The organism is Escherichia whittamii, assembly GCF_014836715.1.
Classification (GTDB): domain Bacteria; phylum Pseudomonadota; class Gammaproteobacteria; order Enterobacterales; family Enterobacteriaceae; genus Escherichia; species Escherichia whittamii.
This window is the reverse complement of the sequence record NZ_JACSQI010000023.1, coordinates 15,152-26,261: the sequence shown is the minus strand read 5'-3', so window position 1 is coordinate 26,261 and position 11,110 is coordinate 15,152. Positions and strand designations below refer to the sequence as shown.

The 11,110-nt window shown below is 48.5% G+C and carries 17 protein-coding genes; 7 read left to right on the top strand and 10 right to left on the bottom strand.

Going from position 1 to position 11,110, the window contains the following annotated elements:
* Both H9644_RS21680 and H9644_RS21245 read left to right on the top strand, forming a co-directional pair.
* A partial coding sequence (locus H9644_RS21680) for a hypothetical protein (protein WP_225221496.1) occupies positions 1-289 on the top strand: 289 nt, incomplete at its 5' end.
* A gap of 43 nt (positions 290-332) precedes the next feature.
* Complete coding sequence (locus H9644_RS21245; protein WP_191776461.1) at positions 333-887, top strand: gamma carbonic anhydrase family protein; 555 nt, start codon at positions 333-335, stop codon at positions 885-887.
* Here the strand turns inward: H9644_RS21245 and H9644_RS21240 are convergent.
* The 6 genes from H9644_RS21240 to dprA are packed head-to-tail and all read right to left on the bottom strand — an operon-like array spanning position 863 to position 4,657.
* Entirely contained in the window at positions 863-1,120 is a 258-nt protein-coding gene (locus tag H9644_RS21240; RefSeq protein WP_064524902.1) for a DUF1488 family protein, read from the bottom strand. The genes H9644_RS21245 and H9644_RS21240 overlap by 25 nt on opposite strands.
* Positions 1,117-1,935 (bottom strand): shikimate dehydrogenase, encoded by an 819-nt coding sequence (aroE, locus tag H9644_RS21235; RefSeq protein ID WP_191776457.1) that lies wholly within the window; start codon positions 1,933-1,935, stop codon positions 1,117-1,119. Before aroE ends, H9644_RS21240 begins: the two co-directional genes overlap by 4 nt.
* Before the next feature lie 4 nt (positions 1,936-1,939).
* Positions 1,940-2,512 (bottom strand): L-threonylcarbamoyladenylate synthase type 1 TsaC, encoded by a 573-nt coding sequence (gene tsaC / locus H9644_RS21230; protein ID WP_064524908.1) that lies wholly within the window; start codon positions 2,510-2,512, stop codon positions 1,940-1,942.
* Positions 2,513-2,516: 4 nt separating this feature from the next.
* Positions 2,517-3,059, bottom strand: coding sequence for a DNA topoisomerase family protein (locus H9644_RS21225; RefSeq protein WP_064524910.1), 543 nt, complete (start codon positions 3,057-3,059; stop codon positions 2,517-2,519).
* Between the two features lie 28 nt (positions 3,060-3,087).
* Entirely contained in the window at positions 3,088-3,561 is a 474-nt protein-coding gene (gene smg, locus H9644_RS21220; protein WP_000460680.1) for a DUF494 family protein Smg, read from the bottom strand.
* On the bottom strand, positions 3,533-4,657 hold the full coding sequence (gene dprA / locus H9644_RS21215; RefSeq protein ID WP_191776453.1) for a DNA-protecting protein DprA: 1,125 nt from the start codon (positions 4,655-4,657) through the stop codon (positions 3,533-3,535). Before dprA ends, smg begins: the two co-directional genes overlap by 29 nt.
* Before the next feature lie 129 nt (positions 4,658-4,786).
* Between dprA and def the strand changes: the two genes are divergently transcribed.
* The 5 genes from def to mscL all read left to right on the top strand — a co-directional run bounded on the left by def (position 4,787) and on the right by mscL (position 9,537).
* The gene (gene def / locus H9644_RS21210; RefSeq protein WP_000114984.1) at positions 4,787-5,296 is read left to right on the top strand and encodes a peptide deformylase; all 510 of its coding nucleotides are present in this window, start codon (positions 4,787-4,789) and stop codon (positions 5,294-5,296) included.
* Positions 5,297-5,310: 14 nt separating this feature from the next.
* On the top strand, positions 5,311-6,258 hold the full coding sequence (gene fmt, locus H9644_RS21205) for a methionyl-tRNA formyltransferase (RefSeq protein WP_191776450.1): 948 nt from the start codon (positions 5,311-5,313) through the stop codon (positions 6,256-6,258).
* A gap of 51 nt (positions 6,259-6,309) precedes the next feature.
* Entirely contained in the window at positions 6,310-7,599 is a 1,290-nt protein-coding gene (gene rsmB / locus H9644_RS21200; RefSeq protein ID WP_191776447.1) for a 16S rRNA (cytosine(967)-C(5))-methyltransferase RsmB, read from the top strand.
* A 21-nt stretch (positions 7,600-7,620) separates the two neighbouring features.
* On the top strand, positions 7,621-8,997 hold the full coding sequence (trkA, locus tag H9644_RS21195) for a Trk system potassium transporter TrkA (protein ID WP_000691382.1): 1,377 nt from the start codon (positions 7,621-7,623) through the stop codon (positions 8,995-8,997).
* A gap of 129 nt (positions 8,998-9,126) precedes the next feature.
* Positions 9,127-9,537, top strand: a complete 411-nt coding sequence (gene mscL / locus H9644_RS21190; RefSeq protein ID WP_000022442.1) for a large-conductance mechanosensitive channel protein MscL — start codon at positions 9,127-9,129, stop codon at positions 9,535-9,537.
* Here mscL and arfA read toward each other — a convergent pair.
* From arfA to rplQ, 4 genes are all read right to left on the bottom strand, one after another.
* Positions 9,534-9,752, bottom strand: a complete 219-nt coding sequence (gene arfA, locus H9644_RS21185; protein WP_064524917.1) for an alternative ribosome-rescue factor ArfA — start codon at positions 9,750-9,752, stop codon at positions 9,534-9,536. The genes mscL and arfA overlap by 4 nt on opposite strands.
* Before the next feature lie 55 nt (positions 9,753-9,807).
* Positions 9,808-10,233 carry a Zn(2+)-responsive transcriptional regulator gene (gene zntR / locus H9644_RS21180; RefSeq protein ID WP_059222259.1) on the bottom strand — a complete coding sequence of 142 codons (426 nt, stop codon included), beginning with the start codon at positions 10,231-10,233 and terminating at the stop codon, positions 9,808-9,810.
* 10 nt (positions 10,234-10,243) lie between these two features.
* The gene (locus H9644_RS21175; RefSeq protein WP_191776445.1) at positions 10,244-10,612 is read right to left on the bottom strand and encodes a DnaJ family domain-containing protein; all 369 of its coding nucleotides are present in this window, start codon (positions 10,610-10,612) and stop codon (positions 10,244-10,246) included.
* Positions 10,613-10,718: 106 nt separating this feature from the next.
* Positions 10,719-11,102, bottom strand: coding sequence for a 50S ribosomal protein L17 (gene rplQ / locus H9644_RS21170; protein ID WP_001216368.1), 384 nt, complete (start codon positions 11,100-11,102; stop codon positions 10,719-10,721).
* Positions 11,103-11,110 lie beyond the last annotated feature (8 nt).

Sequence of the window (11,110 nt, the reverse complement as noted above, 5' to 3'; positions counted from 1 at the left end):
AAGAGCAGTTGCGACGCGCTTTAGCGCTCTGTCGCGAGGTGGCGTATATTACGCTTTCCTCTTTCAGAGTCAACCCTTAATTTCAGGATTTTTCTCTTCGTTGTTCCGACCATCTTGTGAAGTGTCTCACGTTGTCGTCTCAACGGAGGCGCATTATAGGGATCCCAATTTTTTGCACAAGTACTTTTTTGATCTTTTTTTCTGCTTGTTGTTTTTTTGCCCTTTTTGCTTCATTCGCACGCAAAATGGTGCTTTTTTGCATACTAAAACACTTGCACAAGGCAAATAATGCACCCAAAGTCATTAGTAAATCATTTCTTGTTGAGGTAAGTATGTCTGACGTTTTACGCCCATACCGCGATCTTTTTCCACAAATCGGTCAGCGCGTAATGATCGACGATAGTAGTGTAGTGATTGGTGACGTCCGCCTGGCTGATGATGTGGGGATCTGGCCGCTCGTTGTGATTCGTGGTGATGTGAATTATGTACAAATCGGTACCCGCACTAATATTCAGGATGGTAGCGTCTTACACGTGACCCATAAATCAACGGCTAATCCACAAGGCAATCCGTTGATCGTCGGTGAAGACGTCACGGTTGGACATAAAGTGATGCTCCACGGCTGCACCATTGGCAATCGAGTTTTAGTTGGGATGGGCTCAATTTTACTTGATGGCGCAATAGTAGAAGATGATGTGATGATTGGTGCGGGTAGCCTGGTCCCACAAAATAAACGGCTGGAGAGCGGATATCTGTATCTCGGTAGCCCCGTCAAACAGATCCGCCCGTTAAGTGATGAAGAGAAGGCAGGGTTACGCTACTCCGCGAATAACTACGTCAAATGGAAAGATGAGTACCTGGATCAGGGTAACCAGACCCAACCTTGATCATCTTCGCTTTGATCCTGAATCAAGCTTTCTGCTTCTTCTTCAAGGTCCCAGCGATGCTGCCGAAAATTCGCTAACCACTGTTCTGGCGTATCTCCTGCAAAGCGATTCGCCAGACTCTCTCCAGTAATAGCGCAAGTGAGCTGCATACCATTTACAATAGCGGGAAAACAAACGCATTTTTTACTCTCGTTCCACTCTTCCCTGTCTGGAAATTGGATGGCCTGATTCACGCAGACAACTCCTCCTGCAATTGCTTTATGACTGGTTCTACGTCAGGCAGAACACCGTGCCAAAGAAGAAAGGCATGAGCCGCCTGCGCCACTAACATCCCCAATCCATCTGCATTACGTTTTGATCCTTGCTGCTCACACCATGCCAGAAAGGGAGTTTTTCCCTTCTGGTAGAACATGTCATAGCAACAAATGCCTGAATGAACGAGCGATGCCGGGATCGCCGGAACATCTCCACTAATGCCACTGGATGTCGCGTTAATAATAAGATCGAACTCGTGACCTTCCAGTTCGTCCATACCCAACGCCTGAACACTTCCAGTGTGCGCAAACAATTTAGCCAACTCTTCCGCGCGAGAAACCGTTCGGTTAGTGATTGTCACCGCACAGTCCAGAGAGAGGAGCGGCAGTAATACCCCACGAGACGCCCCACCAGCACCGATCAACAAAATACGTAAGCCGGAGCGAATAAAAGACAGACGTTCCAGATCGCTTAACAAACCTACGCCATCGGTATTGTCCCCCAGCAGGCGCCCATCTTCTAAACGCTTGAGGGTATTAACTGCTCCAGCCAACGCCGCCCGTTCAGTAAGTTCATCTGCTCTGGCAAAAGCTTCTTCTTTAAAAGGCACCGTCACATTCGCACCTTTGCCACCAGCACTAAAGAAAGCGTTCAGCGTGTTGATGAAATCATTGATAGGTGCCAGCACGCGACCATAGGGATGCTCAATATTCAGTTGCTGTGCAAATTGCTGATGAATGAATGGCGATTTGCTATGTGCAATCGGATTACCAAAAACAGCATAGGTTTCCATTATGTTACCCCTGTCGAAACAGTTCACCCGTCAGGGCGTCGCGGATTTCTGAAGGATTTAAACGCCCCCCCGTTTCACCAGGCACAACCGGGAACTCCGCACCAAATTGTGCACGAACTTCGTCTACTGTTCGACAAGGTGGCAATCCACTCAAGTTGGCACTGGTAGAAACCAGCGGTTTACCATAAGCCTGGCACAAAGCAATCACCAACGGATGGTCGGTGACTCGTACAGCAAGTGAGTCAAATCGGCCCGTCAACCAGCGCGGTGTTGTCGCTGGCGCGGGAAAGACAAAGGTGACAGGACCTGGCCAGCGAGAAAAAATGGTTTCACGCTGCGCGTCCGTCAGCATGCTGTCATCGATATAAGGTTTGAGCTGCTCGTAATTTGCTGCGATTAAAATCAGCCCCTTATCAACCGGACGTTGTTTTAACTCCAACAGTCGCATCACTGCTGTTTCGCTATCAGGATCGCACCCGACACCGAAAACGGCTTCCGTTGGATAGGCGATGACACGTTCTTCATTGAGGACATCTATCGCAGCTGCAATAGCGCCTCCTTGCAGGTTATTATTCACGTTATTATTCCGCCGAAACCGGCTTTCCACATTGTTTATTGGCACAAAAGTGTTTTACACCCTGCGCGGTTTTCTTTTCGATGAGCAGCGGATAATGACACTCAGGGCATTCTCCGGCTATGGGTTTGAAGTTAATGGCAAACTGACACTCCGGGTAGCGATCACAGGAATGAAACGTTTTGCCATAACGGGAGCGACGCTGGACAAGATGGCCCGTTCGACATTGAGGACAGGTAATTGCCGTTTCGTCTGGTTTATCGATAAGTTCTGTATGTTCGCATACAGGATAGTTACTACAGCCAATGAACATACCGAAGCGTCCCTGGCGTAACACCAGGTCTGCACCACATACCGGGCATATTTGCCCCTCCAGAACTTTGACAATATGACCATCCGCTGATGATTTCAGAGGACGGACATAGTCACATGCCGGATATTGAGAACACCCGAGAAACGGACCGTGTTTCCCGGATCGAATAACCAGTTCAGCCCCACACTTTGGGCAGGACTCATTATTACGCACCGTGAACAGTGCTGATTTTGCCATAACAACTTATGCTGAATTAAAGAAATGATTAATGCAGCATACCTTCATTCACTTCAAAGAGTAATTCTTCCATTTGCTGGTACGCATTTTCGCAGCCCGGAATGTTGAACAACACCATCAGGATCACCCATTTCAGATCATCCAGTTCGAACTCTGCGTTATCCAGTGCGAGCACTCGCTCTATCACCATTTCACGGGTTTCAAGATTGAGCACCTGAATCTGCTCAAGGAAAAGCAGAAACCCACGACAGCTGGCATCCAGTCGTTCACACTCTTCCGGGGTATAAATACGCATGGAGAGAGGATCAGATGCCAATTGCATCGGTTCTGCCAACCCTTCCTGATAATCCGCAAGCTTTTCCAGCCATAGCAGGGCATTGTAGATGTCTTCTCGCTCAAAACCTGCGTCGGTAAGATCCTGTTCAAGTTTGTCTTGATCCACACGCAACTCAGCTTCAGTGTGAATATAGGTTTCAAACAAATACATTAGTACGTCGAACATGGCATGCCCTCCTCAATCGGACATAGCCGCCGGGTACAGCTGCGATCCATCCTGCTAACTCCAGTTCAAGTAGTTGAGTAACTACCTCTGGCACAGGTTGGCCGGCACGTTCAGCGACGACGTCAACAGGTGTTACCTCATCTCCTACGTTAGCCAGGAGCTCAGGAAATGGCAATGCCACGTCTTCCTGATCTGATGAATAAAATGATTTTTCAGGGGCATCTGGCAACCAGTGCAATCCATATTGCAAATTTTCCAGAATTTCTTCCGGTTCCGTCACAAGAATCGCACCTTGTTTAATAAGCCAGTGGGGGCCTTCACTTCCGGGACTCCCTAATGGACCGGGCAAAGCAAAAACTTCACGCCCCTGCTCAAGCGCACAACGCGCTGTCACCAGCGAACCACTGCGCAAGGCCGCTTCCACCACCAGTACACCTTTACTTAGACCACTGATAATACGATTTCTTCGTGGGAAATTGTAAGCAAGAGGAGGGGCATCGAGGGGAAATTCCGAGACGAGAGCCCCACCATGTTCAAGCAGACTGGTAGCCAGTCGGGCATGACGACGAGGATGAATGGTATTGAGCCCATTACCCAGCACAGCAACACTGACACCATTTACCTGCAAGGCCGCTTTATGCGCTACACCATCGATTCCACGCGCCAGCCCACTGGTAATTGTCACACCTCGCGCCGCCAGCGACTCACATAACAGCCGTCCCCACCGTTCGCCATACCATGAATGCGCCCGGCTTCCTACTACGGCCAACTGAAATGATTGCAGCGCTTGTAGATCACCAGCAACAAACAATGCACCTGGATAATCAGCCGTTGCAATAAGTTGAGGAGGATAAAATTCGCTGTCCGCAGGAATTAAATGATGATTAGGTTGCTCCAGCCAACAAAGTGAGCTTTCAATACTCTTCTGTGAAAATGTAAGAAAGCGTTGTGCCTGTCGCGATGAAAGCCCTGTTTGCTGCAGTACAACTGCATCAATATTTGGCTGTTCTGCCAGCCAGTGAGCTATACGGACCATATCATCGCCGTACAAGGTGCTCACATTCATCAAACGCAGCCAAATTTCTGTCTCGACCATCCTTATCCCCTTGCCATAAGCAGCCTTAGCAATCTTTGCGATTGGTCAGTGATGCTGTCAATCAGAGGGGGATTTGTCTAGAATAGAAGAAATAATCTTTCTAACTCCTGAACACATCTCTGGAGATTTATGTCAGTTTTGCAAGTGTTACATATTCCGGACGAGCGGCTTCGCAAAGTTGCTAAACCGGTAGAAGAAGTGAATGCAGAAATTCAGCGTATCGTCGATGATATGTTCGAGACGATGTACGCGGAAGAAGGTATTGGCCTGGCGGCAACACAGGTTGATATTCATCAACGTATCATTGTTATTGATGTTTCGGAAAACCGTGACGAACGGCTGGTGTTAATCAATCCGGAGCTTTTAGAAAAAAGCGGCGAAACAGGCATTGAAGAAGGTTGCCTGTCGATCCCTGAACAGCGTGCTTTAGTGCCGCGCGCAGAGAAAGTGAAAATTCGCGCCCTGGACCGCGACGGTAAACCATTTGAGCTGGAAGCAGACGGTCTGTTAGCCATCTGTATTCAGCATGAGATGGATCACCTGGTCGGTAAACTGTTCATGGATTACCTGTCACCGCTGAAACAACAACGTATTCGTCAAAAAGTTGAAAAACTGGATCGTCTGAAAGCCCGGGCTTAAGGATAAGAACTAACGTGTCAGAATCACTACGTATTATTTTTGCGGGTACACCTGACTTTGCAGCGCGTCATCTTGACGCGCTGTTGTCTTCTGGACATAACGTTGTCGGCGTGTTCACCCAACCGGACCGACCGGCAGGTCGCGGTAAAAAACTCATGCCCAGTCCGGTTAAAGTGCTGGCAGAAGAGAAAGGGTTACCGGTTTTTCAGCCTGTTTCCCTGCGCCCACAAGAAAACCAGCAACTGGTCGCCGATCTGCACGCGGATGTCATGGTCGTCGTCGCCTATGGGCTGATTCTGCCTAAAGCTGTGCTGGAAATGCCGCGTCTTGGCTGCATCAATGTTCATGGTTCACTGCTGCCGCGCTGGCGTGGGGCTGCGCCAATCCAACGTTCGTTGTGGGCGGGCGATGCAGAAACCGGCGTCACTATTATGCAAATGGATGTCGGTTTAGATACGGGCGACATGCTCTATAAACTCTCCTGCCCGATTACCGCAGAAGATACCAGTGGCACGTTATATGACAAACTGGCAGAACTTGGCCCACAAGGGCTTATCAGCACATTGAAACAACTGGCAGACGGCTCGGCAAAACCGGAAGCGCAGGACGAAACTCTCGTCACTTACGCTGAGAAATTGAGTAAAGAAGAAGCGCGTATTGACTGGTCGCTTTCGGCGGCACAGCTTGAACGCTGCATTCGCGCTTTTAATCCATGGCCGATGAGCTGGCTGGAAATTGAAGGTCAGCCTGTTAAGATCTGGAAAGCGTCGGTCATTGATACGGTGACCACGTCTGCGCCAGGGACAATCCTTGAAGCCAGCAAACAAGGTATTCAGGTCGCGACCGGTGACGGCATCCTGAATCTGCTCTCATTGCAACCTGCGGGTAAGAAAGCAATGAGCGCACAAGACCTCCTGAATTCTCGTCGGGAATGGTTTGTTCCGGGCAACCGTCTGGCCTGATAGTCCACTCTTCTAAGCCCGGTCGTGCCGGGCATTTTTATTTTTATACTTATGAAAAAACAACGTAATTTACGTAGCATGGCGGCACAGGCCGTTGAACAAGTCGTCGAGCAAGGGCAATCATTAAGCAACATTCTGCCACCGCTACAACAAAAAGTTTCCGATAAAGACAAAGCACTGCTACAAGAATTGTGCTTTGGCGTACTGCGGACGCTATCACAGTTAGACTGGCTAATTAATAAATTAATGGCCCGTCCAATGACCGGCAAACAGCGGACTGTGCATTACCTGATTATGGTTGGTTTGTATCAACTGCTTTATACCCGTATTCCCCCTCATGCCGCGCTGGCTGAAACAGTGGAAGGCGCGGTCGCGATTAAACGCCCGCAACTTAAAGGGTTAATTAACGGTGTACTACGGCAGTTCCAGCGTCAACAGGATGAATTACTGGCCGAGTTTAATACCAGCGACGCTCGTTATCTGCACCCTGCCTGGCTCTTAAAACGTCTGCAAAAAGCGTATCCAGAGCAGTGGCAATCCATCGTTGAAGCCAATAATCAACGCCCGCCAATGTGGCTACGTGTCAATCGTACGCACCATTCCCGCGATGCCTGGATTGCCTTACTGGAAGAAGGCGGTATGAAAGGTTTCCCGGATACTGATTATCCTGATGCTGTACGGCTGGAAACACCAGCGCCTGTTCATGCGCTACCCGGTTTTGAAGAAGGATGGGTTACCGTTCAGGATGCTTCGGCACAAGGTTGCATGACCTGGCTTGCTCCACAAAACGGTGAACACATTCTGGATCTTTGCGCCGCCCCAGGCGGTAAAACAACGCATATTCTTGAGGTTGCTCCAGAGGCGCAAGTTCTGGCGGTCGATATTGATGAGCAACGCCTCTCTCGCGTTTACGACAATTTAAAACGTCTTGGTATGAAGGCAACCGTGAAACAAGGTGATGGCCGCTACCCTTCCCAATGGTGTGGTGAGCAACAGTTCGATCGCATCTTATTAGATGCGCCTTGTTCGGCAACCGGAGTGATTCGCCGCCATCCGGATATTAAATGGTTGCGTCGCGATCGCGATATCCCAGAACTCGCGCAGCTGCAGTCTGAAATTCTCGACGCTATATGGCCACATTTGAAGTCAGGCGGAACGCTTGTTTATGCTACCTGTTCGGTGTTACCGGAAGAGAATAGCCAACAAATTAAAGCCTTTCTGCAACGCACAGAAGATGCAATGCTTTGCGAAACAGGAACACCAGAACAACCGGGTAAGCAAAATCTGCCTGGTGCCGAAGAGGGCGACGGCTTCTTTTACGCTAAGCTAATCAAAAAGTGATGAGATAACGGGTCGCAACTGATGAAAATTATCATTCTGGGTGCCGGACAAGTTGGCGGCACGCTGGCGGAAAACCTGGTAGGTGAGAACAACGATATTACCGTTGTCGATACCAATGGTGAGCGTTTGCGGACCTTGCAGGATAAATTTGACCTGCGTGTCGTGCAGGGACACGGTTCTCACCCACGGGTATTGCGAGAGGCAGGTGCCGACGACGCTGATATGCTGGTTGCTGTAACCAGTTCAGATGAAACCAATATGGTTGCCTGCCAGGTAGCCTACTCGCTTTTCAACACGCCTAACCGCATCGCCCGCATTCGTTCACCGGACTACGTGCGAGATGCCGATAAACTATTTCATTCTGATGCCGTACCGATTGATCATCTTATCGCGCCAGAGCAATTGGTTATCGATAATATTTACCGACTGATTGAGTATCCCGGCGCATTGCAGGTGGTGAACTTCGCTGAGGGTAAAGTCAGCCTGGCTGTGGTTAAAGCCTATTATGGCGGCCCGCTGATTGGTAATGCACTTTCGACCATGCGCGAACATATGCCACATATCGATACTCGTGTGGCAGCAATTTTCCGCCACGATCGCCCTATTCGTCCGCAAGGTTCGACCATTGTTGAAGCCGGTGATGAAGTGTTCTTTATTGCCGCCTCGCAGCATATTCGTGCAGTAATGAGTGAGTTACAGCGACTGGAAAAGCCATATAAGCGGATCATGCTGGTTGGCGGCGGTAATATCGGTGCAGGGCTGGCGCGTCGTCTGGAAAAAGATTACAGCGTCAAACTGATCGAACGGAATCAACAACGCGCTGCCGAATTGGCGGAAAAATTGCAGAATACGATCGTCTTTTTTGGTGATGCATCAGATCAGGAACTGCTGGCTGAAGAGCACATCGATCAAGTTGATCTATTTATCGCAGTAACCAATGATGACGAAGCCAATATCATGTCTGCCATGCTCGCCAAACGTATGGGCGCGAAAAAGGTAATGGTATTAATCCAACGTCGCGCTTATGTGGATCTGGTTCAGGGGAGCGTTATCGATATTGCAATTTCACCGCAGCAGGCAACAATCTCTGCTTTGCTCAGTCACGTACGAAAAGCAGATATCGTTGGCGTCTCCTCGCTGCGACGTGGCGTAGCAGAAGCTATTGAAGCCGTTGCACACGGTGATGAAAGTACTTCTCGTGTCGTTGGCCGGGTTATAGATGAAATCAAACTGCCACCAGGAACGATTATTGGTGCAGTAGTACGCGGCAATGATGTGATGATTGCCAATGATAATCTTCGTATTGAGCAAGGCGATCATGTAATTATGTTCCTGACGGACAAAAAGTTTATTACCGACGTCGAACGTCTCTTCCAGCCAAGTCCTTTCTTCTTATAATTAATAAGGCGTCTTCTGACGCCTTATTAATTCCCTTTTCTTTTCAAGGATTAATTAAATTCATTCCCGGCAGGAAAATAGCTTAACATTTGTTAGACTTATGATTGTCGGCTTTATAGGGAGAATAACATGAGCATTATTAAAGAATTTCGCGAATTTGCGATGCGCGGGAATGTGGTGGATTTGGCAGTGGGTGTCATTATCGGTGCGGCCTTCGGTAAGATTGTATCTTCACTGGTTGCCGATATCATCATGCCGCCACTGGGTTTATTAATTGGTGGGATCGACTTTAAACAGTTTGCTGTCACGCTACGCGATGCGCAGGGGGATATCCCTGCTGTCGTCATGCATTACGGTGTCTTCATTCAAAACGTATTTGATTTTCTGATTGTTGCCTTTGCCATCTTTATGGCAATTAAGCTAATCAACAAACTGAATCGTAAGAAAGAAGAACCGGCAGCCGCGCCTGCGCCAACCAAAGAAGAAGTACTACTGACAGAGATTCGCGATTTACTGAAAGAGCAGAATAACCGCTCTTAACAAGATCCTGAAAGTAGAAGGCCAGTGGTAAAAAAGTGATTTACTTTCTTGCCACTGGCCTCCCAGTTACCCCTATTGCCATGTTTTCCTTTTCGCATATAACTGCCTTTCCCTTTTTTATTTTTTTCTACACGCTGTCTGAACAAGGGGTCATGCAGTAATGCTTCAATCGCATTATCCTTTATATGCCCTTTCGTATGCTGATATCGGCTCATAAAAACTCCAGTTGTTTATTTAACGGCGCGAGTTTAATCCTGTCAGTGCAAAAAATCAACAACCTGCTTTGACGCCGCTGGCTCCTTGCTCAAGAGCTTCAAGGATAGAGCAATAAACGCTGCTATGGGCGCTACCACAACAGGCATCGTTAAGACGTTGCAAGGAACGCTGCATGCTCTGCAACTCGGCTATCCGCGCTTCCACTTCCTGTAATCTTTCCTGCACAATGCCTTTTGATTCCTGACAAGTATGATGTTCAGGATCGATACGGATCGAAAGTAACTCACGGATCGACTCCAGACTGAAACCAAGTTGTCTGGCATGCCTAATAAATTTCAACCGTTGGAGATCACTTTCGGTATACAGGCGAAAGCCTCCTTCCGTACGAACTTCATGATCCATCATCTGCTGTTTTTCGTAATAACGTATTGTGTCGGGTGTAACTTCCGCCAGTTTTGCCAACTCACCAATGCGATACATAAATTCTCTCTCAGTTGTCATTAATTTTATTCAGAAGCTTATCTGCATATTCGCCACGTAAAAATTCAGTGCTCAAACTTGCTTGCCGCAGTTTTAACTCCAGTAAAGATAACTGACGGCTAACCTCTTGATATTGTGGATCATCCTGACGGATTCCTTTGAGAATATCCAGAAGCTGAATTGCTTCCTTACGCTGCTCAAGTTCTGGTGGTAAACAGCCGGCATTCTTTAACAAGCGATATCCAGCACGCAGTTCCGGCGGTACGTGTGAGTCATCTTCCAGAATTAATGGTTCACCACTGCCCGGAAGATTATCAAACTCACCTTTAGCTTGTGCTTCAGTAATATGGCGCTCTGCCCACTGGTCAAGTAACCACATAAATACTCCAGGGGATGAACAAAAAGAGTACAGCTATTGTAGATAAGTGGAGATACTGCGGGTATAAAAAAACCCGCCGGGGCGGGTTTTTTTACGTTGCTTCAGATTACTCTGCAGCAGCTTCTGCTTTCTCTGAACGATCAACCAGCTCGATGTAAGCCATCGGCGCGTTGTCGCCTGCACGGAAGCCACACTTCAGAATACGAGTGTAACCACCGGCACGGCTCGCGAAACGCGGGCCCAGTTCGTTAAACAGTTTTGCCACGATCTCGTTATCACGAGTACGGGCGAATGCCAGACGACGATTAGCAACGCTATCAGTCTTGGCAAGAGTAATCAGCGGCTCAACTACGCGGCGCAGCTCTTTCGCTTTAGGCAGAGTCGTCTTGATGATTTCATGACGAACCAGTGAACCTGCCATATTGCGGAACATAGCCTGGCGATGGCTGCTGTTGCGGTTCAGTTGACGACCACTCTTACGATGGCGCATGACCTTAT

What these genes read in the sequence shown, in the direction of transcription:
- dprA (WP_191776453.1), bottom strand. Translation starts at nt 4,657, where the DNA reads ATGGTCGAGACAGAAATTTGGCTGCGTTTGATGAATGTGAGCACCTTG.
- def (WP_000114984.1), top strand. Translation starts at nt 4,787, where the DNA reads ATGTCAGTTTTGCAAGTGTTACATATTCCGGACGAGCGGCTTCGCAAA.
- H9644_RS21175 (WP_191776445.1), bottom strand. Translation starts at nt 10,612, where the DNA reads ATGTGGTTACTTGACCAGTGGGCAGAGCGCCATATTACTGAAGCACAA.
- aroE (WP_191776457.1), bottom strand. Translation starts at nt 1,935, where the DNA reads ATGGAAACCTATGCTGTTTTTGGTAATCCGATTGCACATAGCAAATCG.
- zntR (WP_059222259.1), bottom strand. Translation starts at nt 10,233, where the DNA reads ATGTATCGCATTGGTGAGTTGGCAAAACTGGCGGAAGTTACACCCGAC.
- H9644_RS21225 (WP_064524910.1), bottom strand. Translation starts at nt 3,059, where the DNA reads ATGGCAAAATCAGCACTGTTCACGGTGCGTAATAATGAGTCCTGCCCA.
- mscL (WP_000022442.1), top strand. Translation starts at nt 9,127, where the DNA reads ATGAGCATTATTAAAGAATTTCGCGAATTTGCGATGCGCGGGAATGTG.
- rsmB (WP_191776447.1), top strand. Translation starts at nt 6,310, where the DNA reads ATGAAAAAACAACGTAATTTACGTAGCATGGCGGCACAGGCCGTTGAA.
- smg (WP_000460680.1), bottom strand. Translation starts at nt 3,561, where the DNA reads ATGTTCGACGTACTAATGTATTTGTTTGAAACCTATATTCACACTGAA.
- arfA (WP_064524917.1), bottom strand. Translation starts at nt 9,752, where the DNA reads ATGAGCCGATATCAGCATACGAAAGGGCATATAAAGGATAATGCGATT.
- trkA (WP_000691382.1), top strand. Translation starts at nt 7,621, where the DNA reads ATGAAAATTATCATTCTGGGTGCCGGACAAGTTGGCGGCACGCTGGCG.
- H9644_RS21245 (WP_191776461.1), top strand. Translation starts at nt 333, where the DNA reads ATGTCTGACGTTTTACGCCCATACCGCGATCTTTTTCCACAAATCGGT.
- rplQ (WP_001216368.1), bottom strand. Translation starts at nt 11,102, where the DNA reads ATGCGCCATCGTAAGAGTGGTCGTCAACTGAACCGCAACAGCAGCCAT.